We start from the raw sequence: 17,705 nt of genomic DNA on the forward strand, positions 1-17,705 counted from the left end.
CCTCTCTATGAATGGATGCCTGCTCATCAGGCATCTTAAAACGTTTGACTAAGGGCAAATCGGGCGTCCCTTAAAAGGGCAGACCGTTGCCACCGCCGCCCATGAGCCCTTTAAGACCTTTGGGACCCATTTTCTGCATTTTTTTCATCATCTTCTGCGCTTCGGTAAAGCGCTTAAGCAGTTGATTGACATCCTGAATACGGGTGCCACTGCCTTTGGCAATACGCAGACGACGTGAACCATTAATCATTTTATGGTTGTTACGCTCAGCCGGTGTCATCGAACCGATAATCGCCTCAATGCGTTTAAGCTCTTTATCCGGCAATTGCATACCACCGGCTTTTTTCATCGCTTTTCCGGCACCGGGAATCATTTTCATCAACGATTCCATGGAACCCATTTTTTTGACCATCTGCAACTGATCGCGGAAGGTTTCCAGCGTGAAACCCTCTTTACGCATTTTCTTTTCCATGCGCGCGGCGTCGTCTTTATCGATGGCGGCCTCAGCCTTTTCGATCAGGGACAGCACATCACCCATGCCGAGAATCCGTTGAGCCATACGGTCGGGATGGAATACCTCAAGGGCATCCATTTTCTCCCCCATACCAACGAATTTAATCGGCTTGCCGGTAACAGCACGCACAGACAGCGCGGCACCACCACGCGCATCACCATCAAGTTTGGTGAGAACCACACCGGTAATGTCGAGCTTCTCGTCAAAACTTTTGACGACATTGACCGCATCCTGACCAGTCATGGCATCAGCCACAAACAGAATCTCGCGCGGCTGCAATGCGTCGTTGATCCGACCCAGCTCATCCATCAACTCGCTGTCGATATGCAGACGGCCGGCAGTATCGAGAATCAGGGTGTCATGGCCATTGAGACGGGCAAACTCACGCGCCTGTTCACAAATGGACACCGGATCGTCACCGGGCTGGGTATCAAACACGGCAACGCCGAGTTGGCGGCCGAGAGTTTTCAATTGCTCAATCGCGGCCGGACGGTAGATATCCGCCGGCACCAACAATGGATCGCGCTTATCACGACGCAGCTGTAACGCCAGCTTACCACAGGTGGTCGTTTTACCCGCCCCCTGCAGACCGCACAGCATAATCGGCACCGGTGGTTGCGCAGCCAGGTCAAGCGCTGCGTTGTCGCCCTCGCCCATCAGACGACCCAGTTCGTCACGAACAATCTTGATGACCTGTTGTGCCGGGGTCAGGCTTTTGAGCACATCGGTGCCGACCGCCCGCTCACGCACGGCGGCGACGAAATCTTTGACTACTTTGAAATTGACATCCGCTTCAAGAAGCACCAGACGCACTTCGCGCATGGCCTCATCAACATGGCTCTCGGTCAGGCGACCTTTACCACTGAGTTTCTTGAAAACGGCGTCAAATTTATCTGTCAGGTTATCGAACATAGCTATCCCTGCGTCTGCTAAAGTCGCAAATAGTGGACTATAGTTACCCGGTCAAGGGTTGTCAAGAAAATTCACCGACCTCAACAAAGGCGTCATCCTCATGTTGTGGCGCATAGATGGTGAACGGCTTCAGACCAAGTTGGGTGAGCAACAGAACAATGCCTTCCTGATCTTTACAATCAAAGCGAATCACCATACCACAATCACTTGACAGAGCCCGCGGCACCGGAATAAGAAGAATATCAAACTTTTCCTGAAGACGTATCTCCGCCAGCATCACCCGGTGAATGGAATTAAATATGATGAGCCGGTGATGCTCTTCAACCATTTTCATATATGTAAACCCTTTGACTTAAATTGACAGTCTCGCCACAACTGGCTATGGTGGCCCTAACAATTTGTTTCTTCCCTTTTTTCAGGCTCAATGATGACCGAAACGACCAGTTCAATGATAATCCTGCTCAGCGTTGCCCTGTTCAGCAATATTCCGCTGGGCTATCTGCGCCAAGGTGTGGCTAAACGCTCCGCATTATGGATGCTGTATATCCATCTGTCGATCCCATTTCTTTTTACCCTGCGCCATCATTACGGGTTCAGCTGGCGCGTCATCCCGTTCACCCTGAGTTGTGCCGTGATTGGTCAACTGGTGGGGGGACGTCTGCGCAAACGGGCTGACCGCGTTTGACCCATGGCAAAACGATCTTCCGGAAAAAAATCCCTGTCCACGGCACGCAACATTATCGAAGGACTGTTCTCCCAACTCGGCATCGCCGACAAAATCGAGCAACACCGGGTATGGCTGATCTGGAAAGAGTGTGTCGGCCCACAGATCGCCGCCCAGGCCAGCCCACTGCGAATCCGAGACAACATCCTTGAAGTGCGCGTCAGCCATCCGGTGTGGATGCAACAGTTGCAACTCCTCAAACCACGGCTGCTGGAACGGCTTAACGCCGAACTGGGCGACACACCCCTCAAAGACATGTTTTTCCGCCGCGGCAAACCGGCCCAACAGGAGATCAAGACCACAGAAAAAATCATCCTGCCGGAACTTGATGCGTCAGAACTGCAAGAGATTGACCAACTGGTCGCCGCCATCAACGACGACGAAACCCGTCAAGCCATGCGTGATTTTTTCACCCGCCAACGTCAGCTCGACAACGCACGCGACAAATTATCCTGAACACATACGTCCCGCATAGATCTGCTCCACTTCTTCACTATAGCGATCACGTTGCCCGGTTTCTGGCGACTGCGACTTGCGGTCGCGATACAGATAGAGTGGCGCTTCAATAGTGACACCAGGCTGCCCCCCCTTACGCCCCTCAACCAGAACCAATCGGGCCGGGCTGCCCTGACGACTGTGAACATAACGCAACCGCTTGACGGCAAGCCCGTGGCAGCTTAGAGCGACCATCAGTTCGGCACTGCGTTCAGCCAGATGAACCATGGACAGACGTCCGCCATGTTTAAGCAACACGGCTGCCCCCCGCACAAACGCATCCAATCCGCCGGAAACTTCGTGGCGCGAGACTGCGCGTTCATCTCCCTGTGAGCAGCGTCCCTGCCCCAAGGGTCGAAACGGCGGGTTACACACCACCAGATCAAAATCACCATGCCATGCCGACGGCACCTCTCGCACATCGGTCTGCTGAACGTCTATCCGGCCTTCAAGGCCATTCAGAACGACACTCTTACGGGCGCGTGCCACCTGTGCAGCCTGTAACTCCAGTGCAACCACGGACAGCGAGGGGAAAGCACGTGCCAGAATCAGGGCCATCACGGCACTGCCACAACCAAGATCAACAACCCGTTCGCGCTGACGCGGTCGGCAGAAATCAGTCAGCAACACCGGATCAATGGAGAAGCGATAGCCATCGCGGTGCTGAACAATGTCCACACCGAGACCATCAAGTCGATCCAGGGTTTCATTGTCAGCCAAAACCAGGTGTGTCATCGGAAAATCCAAGATAAAAAAAGGAGAGCGGGACACCGCTCTCCTTGTGAATCACTGTATTGCCAACGGTTACGAACCGTAAGAATGAAGTCCGGCCAGCAACAGATTGACGCCAAGATAGCAGAAAATTGTTGCGGCAAAACCAACAATCGACAGAATCGCCGCCTTGCGACCAGCCCAGCCGCGAGTAATGCGGGCATGCAGAAACGCAGCGTAAATAAACCAAACAATCAGACTCCAGGTCTCCTTGGGGTCCCAGCTCCAATAGGTACCCCAAGCGTAGTTTGCCCAAGCCGCCCCAGTAATAATCCCGAGAGACAGCAGGGGAAAGCCGATCATGATGGCCTTGTAGTTAAGGTCATCAAGAATCTTGGCACTGGGGAACAGACCAACAATGCCGCCAGCAGGCGCATCCGAGTCGGGAGATTCCTTACCCACTTTGATCAGGTACATGATCGACACACCGCAAGCTACGGCAAAAGCGGCATAACCGAGAAAGCAGGTAATAACATGATAGGTTAACCAGTTACTCTGCAACGCCGGAACCAGCGGTGAAATGGTGGAATCGAGTCGCAGTTGCGCCCAGGTCATGGCCAAAAAAGCAAACGGCAGAACAAACGCTCCGACAGAACGCTGCTTATATTTCCAATCAATCAACAGATAAATCAGCAGAATCGTCCAAGAAAAGAACACCACCGACTCATACAGATTGGACAACGGCGCATAACCGGCACCACCAGGGATCTGGTAGGTTTCATACCAGCGCAGACCAATCGCACACGTCTGAGCAACGAACCCGACCAGCGACAACAGAGTGGCCAGCTTCGCCACCATATCACTACGGGTTGCCAGATAAGCGATGAACAGCACCATGGCGGCAAAATAGCCAATGGTTACCATATTGAACAACTGACCACTTGTCATAAATTTAATCCTCCTCGCGACCGCTTGTTAGGCAGAAAGCGCGTCACGAAATTTCTTTTTTAATTCGTCAAAGTACAGCTCAAAGGCCGGCTGATTGCGATGCGCCGAACCGACCAGGCGTACACCAATTTTGCCGTTATCCTGAGGGGTCAGCACCACCCACATACGACGGTGCGAAATGAAAAACGCCACCAGACAACCGACAATCATCAGAGTGCAACCCACCCAGACAACCCAGACACCAGGATCTTTGGTGACCTGCAAGCCGGTATAGTATAACTGGTCAAAATCAACCAGAGTGAAAATATAGTCACCGCCACGCTCTTCATCGAATTTGGGGAAGTTTTTGAAGAGAGTCACCACACGTGCTTCCCCCTCCTTGGGCAGCACTTCGAGACGTGCAGCAGGGCCAAAATTACGAAACATGGGAGTAAAATCGGCAATACGCAGGCGATCTCCGCTGGGCAACTCGACCAATTGGCCCCGATGCAGTGAAAAAGCATCGACTTTATCCTCTCCGCGAACCTTGACCTTGATGGAGATCACTTCATCACCGGCCGGGCCGTAGCTCGACTGGTAGAAGGTAATCCCCTTATAGCTTAAGGGATCATTGACCTCAATGTGACGGTTTTCGATCACCGTTTCACCTTGATCGATGACGGTCAGGATACTTTCGTATTCTTTGGGCCGTTGTGAATTACCGTAAAATTCCACGGAGAAGTCTTCACAGCGCACTGAGAAACCAAGAGGGATTGAGGTCTGACCGTTGCGCATCCACACCCGATCCGATTCACCCCCTTCAGGGATATTGACAAACGCCTTATAGCCGTAGAGGTTGCCGATAATCGCACCAAGAAAGATGATCAGGATCGACAGGTGGGTAACATAGACACCAAAGCGGGCATATTTTGCTTTTTCAGCATACAGATACGTGCTGCCGTCCTTTTCATTCACCTGCGCCGTAGCAAACTCAGCACCAACAAATGCCTTCATACGATCAAGCAGTGTCGGCAGATCCCCTTTGACCAACTTCTCATCCACGTTCGAAAACGCTTTGAGCATCTGTTCGCTGGGCGTCACGGAGGGATTATGCACCAGACGCCATACCCGAGGGAGACGCTTAATCGAGCAACAGGTCAGGTTGACACAAAACAGCAGCAACAAACCGATAAACCACCAGGAGTGGTACATATCAAAAAACTGCAGGCTGTCCAACACCCGATAGGTGTCTTCACTGAACACCCGCAGGTATTCCTGACGGGACAGATTCTGCTGAATCACCGTACCGATGATTGAGGTGATTGCCAGGGCAATCAGAATAAAAATGGTCAGCTTGAGGGAGCAGAAAAAGTCCCACAACCTACCGAAAAAGCCACGCTGCTTTACACTCAAGTCGTGTCTCCTTTACGTTAAAAAAATGGCGGAAAATGAATCGCCTATTGTGGCTGAATGATTACAGCCCGTCAGCGGCAAGCCGCTGTTGCAGTTTGTCACTCTTGTTCGCTACACCTTGAGCCATCTCCTGACGTGACGTGACCAGTTTTTCCGCCAGATCGCTGTCGGAAAGGGCCAATAGCTGCACAGCGAAGATCCCGGCATTTTTGGCACCGGCCTTACCAATAGCCATGGTCGCCACGGGAATGCCACCCGGCATCTGCACTGTCGCTAGTAGAGCATCCAACCCCTTGAGCGCCGAACTGTCGATGGGTACACCAATGATCGGCAGGGTGGTTTCCGAAGCAACCACTCCGGCCAGATGTGCAGCAGCACCGGCACCGACAATCAGTGCCTTGACACCACGGGACATCGCTGTTGAGGCATAATCAGCGGTGCGCTCTGGTGAACGGTGGGCACTGCTGACAATCATCTCAAAAGGGACATCAAACGACTTGAGAACCTTGGCAGCCTCGACCATCACGTCATAGTCGGAATCACTGCCCATCAAAATACCAATTGCGGGTTGTTGCGTCATGTGTCTGTCGATCCTTGTTATTGTTACGTTTCTGTTGTTATCGTTTCAGGGCCTTCTGGCCGATATCACGGCGCATCTGCATGCCGTTCCACTGAATTTTGTCTGCACCTTCGTATGCTTTGTCGATGGCCACAGCGACGGTCTCGCCCCAACCGGTGACACCGAGCACCCGGCCACCAGCAGTGACAATTCGGCCATCCTGTTCCGCAGTGCCGGCATGGAACACCCGAACACCATCAACGGCATTGGCGGCGTCGATCCCTTCGATTACATCGCCCTTGCTGTAGCTGGCGGGATAACCACCGGCCGCCAGAACCACACACACCGCAGCACGGTCATACCATTCCAGCGCCTTGGTGGTTAGTTCGCCACGCGCACAATCAAGCAGCACCGGCACCACATCCGATTTCATCCGTGACAACAGTGGCTGACACTCAGGATCACCAAAACGAGCATTAAATTCGAGCACCTTGAAGTCGTCGTTTTCAATCATCAAGCCGACAAACAGGATTCCGCAATACGGACAACCTTCGGCAGCCATACCGTCAATAGTAGGTTGCACCACTTCATCGACAATACGCTGATACAGCGCGTCCGTAACAACCGGAGCCGGGGAGTACGCTCCCATACCACCGGTGTTGGGGCCTTTATCGCCATCAAAGATCTGCTTGTGATCTTGAGACGACGCCAAAGGCAGGATATTTTTGCCATCGGTAAAGGCAAAGAAGGACGCTTCTTCGCCAGTCAGAAACTCTTCCACGACCACGGCATCACCGGCATCGCCAAATGTCTTCTTCACCAGGATGTCATCCACAGCGGCAATGGCTTCATCGACAGTCTGCGCCAGAATGACACCTTTACCCGCTGCCAGGCCATCAACCTTAACCACAATAGGAGCACCCTGTTGACGAATATAGGCTGCGGCGGCATCGCGATCGGTAAAGGATTCATAGGCCGCTGTCTTGATACCGTACTTGGCCATCAGATCCTTGGAGAAACCCTTGCTGCCCTCAATCTGTGCTGCAGCCTTGCTCGGACCAAAGATCGCCAGCCCCTGCGCTTTGAAGCGGTCGACAATTCCCAGCGTCAGTGGCAACTCCGGCCCGACAACCGTCAGGTCAATCTGCTCTTTTATGGCAAAATCACACAGGCCGTCGATATTATCAACCGCCAAATGCACAGTTTCGGCCAGTTCCTTCATACCGGGATTCCCCGGGGCGCAGTAAACTTTTTCAACCAGAGGAGATTGGGCTATTTTCCACACCAGAGCGTGTTCACGACCGCCCCCACCAACGACGAGAATTTTCATAACGATCCAATCCTTTGTGTTTTATCGCCCGACTTGACCGGGTCCTAAATACCACTTGGGCCCCCGACAACGGGAGCCCGATACATGAGACCTCCGGAAGGGCTACCCCTCCGGAGGTCATTACTGAACAATAAAATTAGTGACGGAAATGACGCATACCGGTAAACACCATGGCAATACCATGCTCATCCGCTGCGGCAATCACCTCTTCATCACGGATCGAGCCACCCGGCTGGATCACCGCAGTGACACCAACGGCCGCGGCATTGTCCAATCCGTCACGAAACGGGAAGAAGGCGTCCGAGGCCATAGCCGAGCCTTTGACATCGAGCCCGGCATGGTCCGCCTTGATGGCAGCAATGCGCGCCGAGTTAACCCGGCTCATCTGACCGGCACCGACGCCGATGGTCATGGCGTCCTTGCCGTAAACAATGGCATTGGACTTGACGAATTTCGCCACCCGCCAGGTGAACAGCAGGTCCTTCATCTCCTGCTCAGTGGGCTGACGCTTGGTCACCACCTTGAGATCATCATACAGGGCATGGTCGGCATCCTGCACCAGCAGTCCGCCATTGACGCGCTTGTACTCAAAACGATCTGCTGGAGTTTCCGGCCATTGGCCACACTCAAGCAGACGGACATTTTTCTTGGCCTTGACGATTTCGATGGCTTCAGCACTCACTGTCGGGGCAATGATCACCTCGACGAACTGATGATCAACAATTGCTTTGGCAGTTTCACCATCCAGAGCGCAGTTCAGCGCGATGATGCCGCCAAATGCCGACTCAGGATCGGTGCTGAACGCACGCTCATAGGCTTCCAGCGCAGTTTTGCCAACAGCCACACCACAGGGATTGGCATGTTTAACAATGACACAGGCCGGACCATCGCTGAATTGCTTGACGCACTCCAATGCGGCATCAGTGTCACCGATATTGTTATAGGACAATTCCTTGCCCTGCAACTGCTTGGCCGTGGCAATGGACGCTTCGGCCACATTTTTCTCAACATAGAATGCCGCATTCTGATGGGGGTTTTCACCGTATCGCATCACCTGGCTCTGCTGAAATTGCAATGTCAGGGCGCTGGGGAAGGTGGTGACCTCCTCCTCAATACGGTTGCCCAGCCAGTTGGAAATGGCACCATCATAGGCTGCCGTATGCTGATAGACCTTGACCGCCAACTTGAAGTTGGTCTGTTCGGAAACAGCCCCCTCATTCTGGCGCATCTCATCAAGCACCGTGGCATAGTCGGTATGATTCACGACGACAGTGACAAAACGGTTGTTTTTTGCGGCGCTGCGCAGCATGGTCGGGCCACCAATGTCAATATTCTCAATGGCGTCCACCAGTGTACAATCCGATTTGGCCACCGTGGCTTCAAACGGGTAGAGATTCACCACGACCATATCGATCGGCTCAATGCCGTGCTCTGCCATCTTCGCCACATGATCTTCATTGTCACGTAAGCCAAGCAGGCCGCCATGCACTTTGGGATGCAGTGTTTTCACCCGACCATCGAGCATTTCTGGAAACCCGGTATAATCGGAAACATCTTTGACGTTCAACCCCTCTTCACGTAACAACTTAGCGGTTCCGCCGGTTGAGAGGATTTCAACACCATACGAACTGAGTTCCCGGGCAAAGTCGACAACACCGGTTTTGTCGGAAACACTGACAAGAGCACGTTTGATCACGGCCATGATTCTTCCTTTCACAAAACAAAAAGCAGATTAAGCAATACGACACTTGGAGTCGCTAGCAAAATTTATCCTTTTAGAACGCCTATTTCTACGCGGTTCCGCTCCAAGATACAAGTGAAAATTCCCTGAAAGAGCGCCCTTGGCCCTCCGATCTCTTTGACGTCCGGAAACAAACGCCTGCATCACATACCAAGAAAAACCCTGTTAACTCATTAACTTAAATATTTATTTCAACAGCCGGCCCGACGCTCAACATTTTTTGGATCCAGCATTTGGCGAGTTCGGGAAATCCATCGCCGCAACGAATGCACGTTCGAAATGGGGGGTGCCGGACAACGGATAAGGGCGCAAACAACCTGCCAACGCCTCTACATTATCTTCGTGCTGTGGCAAACACAGATAACGGGCCAAACCGTTCAGCACCCCGCCCTGTTCAAAGACCACGTTATCGATCATGGCCGCCGGCAACAGCCCCACAGTTCTGAGACAATCTGCCGTCAAGGAAAAACCCAACGCCCCAGTCATCACCACGGCGTCCAAGGCATCGACCGTCATCTGCGCACGAGCCAACAGGCATTCAGCTCCGGCATGCACAGCAGCTTTAGCCAATTGAAAATGACGGATATCCTCCTGAGTCACCAGCACACGATGCTGCGCATCGCGATACAACTGCAAGGCAGCTTGCCCTTCCACCGTGACAAGGTAGCGCATCAGGTTGGTCTCAACCTCATCGGCATCAACAATGGTTCCATGGGCATCAATCAAGCCGCCATGCCGAGCCACGGCAATCAATTCCACCAATCCGCTGCCACACAACCCCTGCGGTCGACCACCATCACAGGTGTGCAACACCAACCGATCATCTTCCAACCCGACCCGGCAGATCGCACCCGGTCCGGCGGGCATCCCACTGGCAATGTTACCCCCTTCAAAAGCCGGTCCTGCGGCAACGGAACTGACCCACCACTGCGTGCCGGTATAGAGGGCCATTTCGCCATTGGTGCCGACATCAATAAAAAAAGTCCCGGGCGCGGGGTTGGGATGATTGTACAACACCGCCACCAGGTCGCCACCAACGTACCCACTGACCAGAGGAAACAGATAAAGCGGGACCGGAAGGTCAGCCAAGGGGAGGCAGACACCAGTTTTCTGAGCTGGGCGATGGGGAGGGAAAAGCAGGGATTCAACCGGTTGTTGCTGCAGCAACAAGCTGATGGCGGAATTACCGGCAGCGGCGGCATGAACAATATCCTGACGTGAAGCCCCGGTCTGCTGAAGCAGCAGGTCAATGACCTGGCCAATACCATCTAATAACGCCCGGGCCAGCGCTTCGCCGCCGCCATCGTGGGCAACTTCAAGGCGGCGGATCACATCGCTGCCGAATGCAATCTGGGGATTAAACAGTGTCTGCTCGGCCATCACCCGGCCTTCGCCATCAAGCAGACGACCACACAGGGTGGTAGTTCCAAGGTCCAGAGCCAAAGACAGAGATGATGACATAATCAACTCCCGCTGCAAAGATGAGGGATAACCAGAGGGTTGAAAAAAATCCCATTCGGATCGTTAGGGCTGATAATGGCGCGGCACCCGTTTACTGATCTGACAGAACACCTCATAGCTGATTGTACCAACTTTTTCCGCCCACTGCTCCGCAAGCACACACTCGTCGCCATCACAACCCAACAAGGTAACGCGATCACCGCATTGCACATTGGCAACATCGGTCACATCAAGCAGGGTCCAGTCCATGCACACGGTTCCGGCAACAGCAACCTTCTGGCCACGAACCAGAGCCGTACCGCAATTGGACAACAGACGATTATAGCCATCGGCATAACCAACAGGAATCGCCGCAATCAACGTTGGACGCTGAGCAATAAAGCGGTGTCCGTAGGAAACCCCGCTGCCCGTCGGCAACTGTTTCAGATGGGCGATTTCGGTACGTAAAGCCATCACCGGCTCCAGCGGCAACGTACGATCTTCAAAGGGTTGACCACCATACAATGCAATCCCCGGGCGAACCAGATTGCAGCCACCGTTGACATCGCTGAAGGTGGCGGCACTGTTGGAGGAGTGGATGTATTCCGGAATGAGGCCGGCATCACGCACCTTAGCCAGCGCACGCTTGAAATGTGCCTGCTGCTGCGCAGTCAGAGGATGGTCCGGGCAGTCGGCCAGAGCAAAGTGGGTCATAATACCGACAAGCTGCAACGCTTCTGAAGCGAGAAAAAAGCGAAGCACCTCATCAAGCTGTTCATCACGAACACCGAGGCGGCCCATGCCGCTGTCAATTTTGAGATGACAGAAACAGCTTTTCCCCGCTTGACGGGCCGCGTGTTCAAGGCGTTGCAATTGCTCTATTTCAAAAACGGCCACATGCAGGTCGTGCTCAATGACAACAGGCTCCTGACCGGGCCACGGTCCACCCAGCATAAGGATCGGCCGGGTGATCCCGGCAGCACGCAACTCCAGACCCTCTTCAACAATGGCGACGCCAAACAGATCAGCACCAGCCTCTTCCAGAGTGCGAGCTACGGGAACAGCGCCATGGCCATAAGCATCAGCTTTAACCACGGCAAGCATGCGCCAGTCAGGGCGCATGGTCTCGCGCAACACATGGTAATTGTGACGCAAGGCATCCAGGTCAATAGCAACGTGAGTCGGGCGATAAGCTTTCATAACGACCAGCAATGATGTAAAACGGGTTGCGTGCACTAAGCAGGAAATGAAAACAGGCCGCTATGGCGACCTGTTTCTGAACTGAAATCCGATGAAGCGGTTTTACCACGCCGCCGCCCGGCTGTAAAGAGCTTTACCGGGCCAAGGAACGCGTGCCGCCGCAGGCCTTAACAGCAGAAAAAGTGACTCAGAATCTATACAAACAACGAACCAAACGCCCTAGCGTTTAATCAGCCAGGCATCCGCTACTTCGCTGGGTGACAGCGGACGACTGAAGTAGAATCCCTGCACTTCATCACACTCCCGTTTCTGCACGAAACCATACTGCCCTTCGGTCTCGACCCCTTCGGCGGTCACGCCGAGCTCCAGGCGCTTGGCCATGGCAATAGTCGCTTCGACAATCGCCCGGTCATCAGCATTGTCCTGCAGATCGGAGATAAATGATTTATCGATTTTCAATCGATTCAACGGCAGATGTTTTAAACAACTCAAGGACGAGTAACCGGTGCCAAAATCATCAATGGCCATGTTGATCCCCAGCTTTTTGAGTGCTTCGAGGGTCAGCACAGCGGCATCGACATCTTTCATCACCACACTTTCAGTGATTTCAAATTCCAGCAACTCGGGAGCGGCACCGGTCTCATCGAGCAACCGGCAGACCATATCCACAAAATCCGGTTGGACAAATTGACGCCCGGAAACATTGATGCCGACCCGGAACGGCAGGTAGCCCTCCTGTTTCCACATGACACATTGCTCGAACACCCGCCGCATTACCCATTCACCCAACGGCAGAATCAGATTGGTTTCTTCCGCCAAGCCGATAAACTGGGTTGGTGGAATCACGCCCAACTGAGGGTGTTGCCAGCGCAGCAGCGCCTCAACACCGGCTACCTTGTTGGTGATCAGATCAATCTGCGGCTGATACTCGATAAAAAATTCTTCCTGTTCCAAGGCGCGGCGCAGATTGGCTTCCATATCCATACGCGACACGGCCCGGGCATTCATTTCAGACGAGTAGAAACGGAACGTGTCGCCACCGGACTCTTTCGCCGCATACATGGCCATATCCGCATGACGCAACAGATCTGTTGCCTCATCACCATCATCAGGATAGATGGCGATCCCAACACTGGTCGAGCTATACACTTCCCGGACGCCAAGATCAAAGGGACTCGACAGGGCTTTGAGAATTTTGTCGGCAACGCGCGGCAGATTGGCATCCTCTTTATAATCGGAAAGGATGATGACAAACTCATCCCCGCCCAGGCGGGCCACTGTATCATTTTCACGCAAACATTCGTTCAACCGCTCGGCCGCCTGGCGCAACATGGCATCACCAACAGCATGACCGAGTGTGTCGTTGACCCCTTTAAAGCGATCGAGATCAAGGAACATCAGGGCAAAACGACTCTGACGACGCCGTGAGCGAGCCATTACCTGATCCAGGCGATCATTAAACAGCGTCCGATTGGCCAACCCGGTCAGGCTGTCGTAATAAGCCAATTCACGAATACGCTCTTCGGCCTCTTTGCGACGGGTGATGTCCTGAATCACCGGCACTGTATAGAGTGGATTGCCGTTGGCATCAAAAAACCAGGTTGAGGAGAGCTGAGCCCAGAACACACTGCCATCTTTGCGAATATAGCGTTTTTCACAGACGATGGAGTGAAGGCGGTTGGCACGAGCGATATTGCGCCGGCTCAAGGTATCTTCGATGTCATCCGGATGGGTGACATCAGTGATCTTCATCTGCAGCAACTCCTCCTCGTTGTAACCGAGAAAATTACAGAATGCGGAGTTGGCCTGAAGAAAATGACCATCAGGAGCCAGCATGGCAATACCGGCCACGGACGATTCATAAATCGTCCGAAAGCGTTCTTCAGACGTCTGCAGCGCTTTTTCAGTCTTCTTACGTGCGGTTATGTCACGAAAGAACCCCTGAATGCCACAGGGTTCGCCATTTTCCTTATACAAAGAGATACTGCCTTCGGCAATAATTTTATGGCCGTAGCGTGTTTTGTATTCCACTTCAAAGCGCGGGACTGTCTCACCAGACATCAGGCGCTGAATGCGGTCCTGGCAGTCACAATGAAAATCCGCATGCAACAGGTCAAAGAAATTCAGTTGAGTCAGGTCATTTTTGCCATACCCCAACGTTTCCTGCCACATGCGGTTCGCATAAATAATACGGCCGTCAAAGCCGACGACCTGAATCAGATCGTTACTATTCTCTAACAGATCTGCGTATTGCACTTTGCCCTCCGTGAGAACCACCCTGTTCAGAATGGAGAAAACCACAACCACGAGATGTGGCGTGGGGAGGTAAAAAAAACACTATATGTATATATAGCCACCTGTCAACACTACACTAATCTAAATAAAGGACACAATGAAAATCATCTAGACACTCATGATAACGCGCAAAGAGCTAATTTTATTCATTCGTTACAAAAGTGCAAGCACGGTTGCTCTTTATGTGATTTACACACAATAACATCGGCGAAACATCCGGCTAAAGAAGGCATTGACAGGAGTATACGAATCCACTAGGCTCAAACTCGACACGAACAAAGTTTGATAAACACAACGAAGATGGCTGCTGGGGGAGTGATTCACTGAGAGCTCTGTTAGATTGGAGCGACCCTTGGAACCTGATCCGGATTATACCGGCGTAGGGAAGCGACCTGACAACACCGTATGGTGTTCGACCGCGCCCTATCCGGCTGCGGTTTTTTTATGATTTCATCACTACAGACAACACCACAACACATCCCTTTGCGCGGCGTTTATTTAATCACCGATGACAGCCCGGAAAACGTTTTGCTTGAAAACGTTAAACTGGCGCTGCGCGGCGGCACACGCATTGTCCAATACCGAGACAAAATCCGTCCACTGAACGAGCAACAACAACTGGCAAAAAGACTCAGGACCCTGTGTCATGAGTTTCAAGCCCTGTTCATCATCAACGACAGCGCCCGCCTGGCTGCCGAGGTTTGTGCTGACGGTGTTCATCTCGGCCAGTCCGATGGTCATATTCGCGAAGCACGTCAACTGCTTGGCGACAAGGCCATCATCGGCGTGTCCACCCAAACCCTTGAGTTAGCCCGTCAGGCCGAGCAAGACGGAGCCGACTACATCGGTGTCGGCAGTGTCTACCCCACCGGCACCAAACAGGATGCCGTCCATATCGGACTTGATGATTTAAAAACCATTGCCACCGGCGTCTCGCTGCCCGTTGTCGCCATCGGCGGCATCACTGCCGCGCGTCTGCCTGATGTACTTGACGCCGGGGCCGACAGTGTCGCAGTTGTTTCCGCCATCATGTCCGATGCGCAGCCCGAGGTGGCCAGCCGAGAGCTGGCCCTGCAATTTCAGCGCAACCAGCCCCTGCCCCATGGTCGGGTACTGACCGTGGCCGGATCGGACAGCGGTGGCGGCGCCGGGATTCAGGCGGATCTCAAAGCCATCACCCTGCTCGGCAGTTACGGTAGCAGCGTGCTCACCGCCCTGACCGCCCAGAACACCCTTGGTGTCACGGCCATCCATGCTCCTCCGATTGACTTTGTCCAGCAACAACTGGACGCAGTTCTCTGCGATATCGGTACCGATATCATCAAAACCGGCATGCTTTACAGTGCCGAAATCATCGCCACCGTGGCCGAACGCTTTCGCAGTTACGGCGCCCTGTGCGTCATCGATCCGGTGATGATCGCCAAGGGCGGCTCGGCTCTGTTACAGCAAGAGGCGATTGACACGTTTATCCGCGATCTGCTCCCTCAGGCTTATCTGCTGACCCCCAACATCCCCGAAGCAGAAACGCTGACCGGGCTATCGATTGCCACGGTCTCGGACATGGAGCAGGCGGCCAAAGCCCTGCAAACCATGGGTGCGCGCAATGTCCTGATCAAAGGCGGTCACCTGGAAGGGGATCCGATCGATCTACTCCAATACGGCACCACCACCATCACCCTGCCGGGCAAACGGCTCGACACGCCGCACACCCACGGCACCGGCTGCACCACCGCCTCGGTTATTGCCACATTGCTGGCTCAGGGCGTTTCATTACCGCAGGCCGTGACCCAGGCCAAACAATTTATTACCAACGCCATTGCCGACGCGCCGCACATCGGCCACGGACATGGCCCGGTAAATCATTATACGGCTGCATTGACCCTCGTTGGTGATCGTTGAACCAACGCCATTTATGTGAGGACACCACTATGACTCTTATGGAATCCGCCCGTCAGGGCATCATTACAGACACGCTGCGCCAGGCTGCCGAGATTGAAGGCGTTGATGCCGAATGGCTGCGCGCCCGCGTCGCCGAAGGCACCGCCTGCATCTGCCATAATGTGAAACGCAAAAACGGCAAGCCTCTTGCCGTCGGCAAAGGCATGAGCACCAAAGTCAACGCCAATATCGGCACCAGCAAAGACGACACCAGCATCGATAATGAGATGGAAAAAGCGCGCGTCGCGGTTGCCGCCGGAGCCCACGCTCTGATGGACCTGTCCACCGGTGGTCCCATTGACGAAATACGCGCCGCCATCATTGCCGAAACCGACGCCTGTATCGGCAGCGTTCCGTTGTACCAGGCCGCGGTTGACACCATTGCCAAAAAGAAAAAAGCCATGGTCCAGATGACCGTGGATGAAATTTTTGACGGCATCAAGAAGCACCTTGATGATGGTGTTGATTTCATCACCGTTCACTGCGGCGTCACCCAGATTACCCTGGACCGCATGGACCGCGAGGGGCGCATGATGGATGTTGTCTCGCGTGGTGGTTCGTTCACGGCCAAGTGGATGGCGTTCAACAAAGCGGAAAACCCGCTGTATGAGCATTTTGATCGTCTGCTTGAGCTGGTACGCCCCTACGATGCCGTGCTGTCTCTCGGCGACGGTTTTCGCCCCGGCTGCCTGCACGATGCAACAGACCGTGCCCAAATTCAGGAGCTGCTGATCCTCGGCGAGTTGACCAACCGCGCCTGGGATGCCGGCATTCAGGTGATGATCGAAGGTCCCGGCCATGTGCCTCTGGATCAGGTCAAAGCCAACATCGAGCTGCAGAAGCAGGTCTGTCACGGCGCACCGTTTTACGTCCTCGGCCCCCTGGTCACCGACCTCGCTGCCGGTTACGACCACATCACCTGTGCCATTGGTGGTGCCCTTGCCGCCTCCTCAGGTGCCGACTTTCTGTGTTATGTCACCCCCAGCGAGCACCTGTGCCTGCCCAACGTTCAGGATGTTCATGAAGGGGTCATTGCCAGCCGCATTGCCGCCCACGCGGCAGATATCGTCAAGCAGGTTCCCGGCGCGATTGAAAAAGACCACGCCATGGCTCAGGCACGTAAGGATCTTGATTGGGAAAAACAGTTTGAGCTGTCACTCGATCCGGTGAAAGCCCGTGAACGCCGTGAGTCCAACAAGGCCGCCGACGAGCACGGTGCCTGCACCATGTGCGGCGATCTGTGCGCCGTCAAAGTGATGGACGAGCGCCGCGAAGAGCTGGACAAACAGGCCAGCTAATTCACTGTTTCTTGTTTTGTCCACACGACACAAAACCGTGTCGGTATCACACCACAAAGCCCCTGACGCCATCAAGCGACAGGGGCTTTTTTTGTTCTCCAAAACACCGGCCCCGGAGTTTTAAATCAACGCTCTGTTATCACGCCCCGCTCTTTAAACGTTGTTGAGACGACTCGCGGGAGCCTTCTTTGCCCAGTACACCAACACC

Annotated in this window: 15 protein-coding genes and 1 riboswitch; of the genes, 4 read left to right on the top strand and 11 right to left on the bottom strand. The window is 53.8% G+C overall.

All coding sequences use genetic code 11. The annotated features are described in order from the left end of the window. Positions 1-70: 70 nt before the first annotated feature. Both ffh and DACE_RS13090 read right to left on the bottom strand, forming a co-directional pair. A complete protein-coding gene (gene ffh, locus DACE_RS13085) occupies positions 71-1,426 on the bottom strand; it encodes a signal recognition particle protein (RefSeq protein WP_006001996.1) in 1,356 nt (451 codons plus the stop codon). Positions 1,427-1,487: 61 nt separating this feature from the next. After that, a complete protein-coding gene (locus DACE_RS13090; RefSeq protein ID WP_006001997.1) occupies positions 1,488-1,760 on the bottom strand; it encodes a putative Se/S carrier protein in 273 nt (90 codons plus the stop codon). A 90-nt stretch (positions 1,761-1,850) separates the two neighbouring features. Here DACE_RS13090 and DACE_RS13095 point away from each other — a divergent pair, with 90 nt between their 5' ends. After that, entirely contained in the window at positions 1,851-2,111 is a 261-nt protein-coding gene (locus DACE_RS13095; protein WP_006001999.1) for a hypothetical protein, read from the top strand. 3 nt (positions 2,112-2,114) lie between these two features. Then, positions 2,115-2,606 carry a DciA family protein gene (locus DACE_RS13100; RefSeq protein WP_006002001.1) on the top strand — a complete coding sequence of 164 codons (492 nt, stop codon included), beginning with the start codon at positions 2,115-2,117 and terminating at the stop codon, positions 2,604-2,606. Here DACE_RS13100 and DACE_RS13105 read toward each other — a convergent pair. From DACE_RS13105 to DACE_RS13145, 9 genes are all read right to left on the bottom strand, one after another. Next, the gene (locus DACE_RS13105; protein ID WP_155809129.1) at positions 2,598-3,380 is read right to left on the bottom strand and encodes a tRNA1(Val) (adenine(37)-N6)-methyltransferase; all 783 of its coding nucleotides are present in this window, start codon (positions 3,378-3,380) and stop codon (positions 2,598-2,600) included. The two genes, DACE_RS13100 and DACE_RS13105, sit on opposite strands and share 9 nt — an antisense overlap. A gap of 69 nt (positions 3,381-3,449) precedes the next feature. Then, positions 3,450-4,304: a c-type cytochrome biogenesis protein CcsB gene (gene ccsB, locus DACE_RS13110; RefSeq protein WP_006002005.1), complete on the bottom strand. Its 855-nt coding sequence runs from the start codon at positions 4,302-4,304 to the stop codon at positions 3,450-3,452. A 27-nt stretch (positions 4,305-4,331) separates the two neighbouring features. Continuing rightward, positions 4,332-5,696, bottom strand: coding sequence for a cytochrome c biogenesis protein ResB (resB, locus tag DACE_RS13115; protein WP_006002007.1), 1,365 nt, complete (start codon positions 5,694-5,696; stop codon positions 4,332-4,334). 61 nt (positions 5,697-5,757) lie between these two features. Then, positions 5,758-6,276 carry a 5-(carboxyamino)imidazole ribonucleotide mutase gene (purE, locus tag DACE_RS13120; protein WP_006002009.1) on the bottom strand — a complete coding sequence of 173 codons (519 nt, stop codon included), beginning with the start codon at positions 6,274-6,276 and terminating at the stop codon, positions 5,758-5,760. Between the two features lie 37 nt (positions 6,277-6,313). Continuing rightward, complete coding sequence (gene purD / locus DACE_RS13125) at positions 6,314-7,585, bottom strand: phosphoribosylamine--glycine ligase (RefSeq protein ID WP_006002011.1); 1,272 nt, start codon at positions 7,583-7,585, stop codon at positions 6,314-6,316. A 136-nt stretch (positions 7,586-7,721) separates the two neighbouring features. Next, complete coding sequence (gene purH, locus DACE_RS13130; RefSeq protein ID WP_006002013.1) at positions 7,722-9,287, bottom strand: bifunctional phosphoribosylaminoimidazolecarboxamide formyltransferase/IMP cyclohydrolase; 1,566 nt, start codon at positions 9,285-9,287, stop codon at positions 7,722-7,724. Between the two features lie 249 nt (positions 9,288-9,536). After that, positions 9,537-10,787 (bottom strand): ASKHA domain-containing protein, encoded by a 1,251-nt coding sequence (locus DACE_RS13135; RefSeq protein ID WP_006002015.1) that lies wholly within the window; start codon positions 10,785-10,787, stop codon positions 9,537-9,539. 63 nt (positions 10,788-10,850) lie between these two features. After that, the gene (gene alr, locus DACE_RS13140) at positions 10,851-11,966 is read right to left on the bottom strand and encodes an alanine racemase (RefSeq protein WP_006002016.1); all 1,116 of its coding nucleotides are present in this window, start codon (positions 11,964-11,966) and stop codon (positions 10,851-10,853) included. A gap of 219 nt (positions 11,967-12,185) precedes the next feature. Beyond that, positions 12,186-14,222 carry an EAL domain-containing protein gene (locus DACE_RS13145; RefSeq protein ID WP_006002017.1) on the bottom strand — a complete coding sequence of 679 codons (2,037 nt, stop codon included), beginning with the start codon at positions 14,220-14,222 and terminating at the stop codon, positions 12,186-12,188. Between the two features lie 338 nt (positions 14,223-14,560). Further along, positions 14,561-14,664: riboswitch (TPP riboswitch) on the top strand. 41 nt (positions 14,665-14,705) lie between these two features. Here DACE_RS13145 and thiD point away from each other — a divergent pair. After that, positions 14,706-16,160 carry a bifunctional hydroxymethylpyrimidine kinase/phosphomethylpyrimidine kinase gene (gene thiD / locus DACE_RS13150; RefSeq protein WP_050770032.1) on the top strand — a complete coding sequence of 485 codons (1,455 nt, stop codon included), beginning with the start codon at positions 14,706-14,708 and terminating at the stop codon, positions 16,158-16,160. Between the two features lie 29 nt (positions 16,161-16,189). Beyond that, a complete protein-coding gene (thiC, locus tag DACE_RS13155) occupies positions 16,190-17,497 on the top strand; it encodes a phosphomethylpyrimidine synthase ThiC (RefSeq protein WP_006002019.1) in 1,308 nt (435 codons plus the stop codon). The last annotated feature ends 208 nt before the right edge of the window (positions 17,498-17,705 follow it).

This window comes from Desulfuromonas acetoxidans DSM 684 (assembly GCF_000167355.1).
GTDB classification, from domain to species: Bacteria; Desulfobacterota; Desulfuromonadia; order Desulfuromonadales; family Desulfuromonadaceae; genus Desulfuromonas; species Desulfuromonas acetoxidans.

Coding starts and splice junctions, on each gene's coding strand:
- ccsB (WP_006002005.1), bottom strand. CDS start 4,304: ATGACAAGTGGTCAGTTGTTCAATATGGTAACCATTGGCTATTTTGCC.
- thiD (WP_050770032.1), top strand. CDS start 14,706: ATGATTTCATCACTACAGACAACACCACAACACATCCCTTTGCGCGGC.
- alr (WP_006002016.1), bottom strand. CDS start 11,966: ATGAAAGCTTATCGCCCGACTCACGTTGCTATTGACCTGGATGCCTTG.
- purE (WP_006002009.1), bottom strand. CDS start 6,276: ATGACGCAACAACCCGCAATTGGTATTTTGATGGGCAGTGATTCCGAC.
- DACE_RS13090 (WP_006001997.1), bottom strand. CDS start 1,760: ATGAAAATGGTTGAAGAGCATCACCGGCTCATCATATTTAATTCCATT.
- DACE_RS13105 (WP_155809129.1), bottom strand. CDS start 3,380: ATGACACACCTGGTTTTGGCTGACAATGAAACCCTGGATCGACTTGAT.
- DACE_RS13095 (WP_006001999.1), top strand. CDS start 1,851: ATGATGACCGAAACGACCAGTTCAATGATAATCCTGCTCAGCGTTGCC.
- DACE_RS13100 (WP_006002001.1), top strand. CDS start 2,115: ATGGCAAAACGATCTTCCGGAAAAAAATCCCTGTCCACGGCACGCAAC.
- purH (WP_006002013.1), bottom strand. CDS start 9,287: ATGGCCGTGATCAAACGTGCTCTTGTCAGTGTTTCCGACAAAACCGGT.
- DACE_RS13135 (WP_006002015.1), bottom strand. CDS start 10,787: ATGTCATCATCTCTGTCTTTGGCTCTGGACCTTGGAACTACCACCCTG.
- thiC (WP_006002019.1), top strand. CDS start 16,190: ATGACTCTTATGGAATCCGCCCGTCAGGGCATCATTACAGACACGCTG.
- purD (WP_006002011.1), bottom strand. CDS start 7,585: ATGAAAATTCTCGTCGTTGGTGGGGGCGGTCGTGAACACGCTCTGGTG.
- ffh (WP_006001996.1), bottom strand. CDS start 1,426: ATGTTCGATAACCTGACAGATAAATTTGACGCCGTTTTCAAGAAACTC.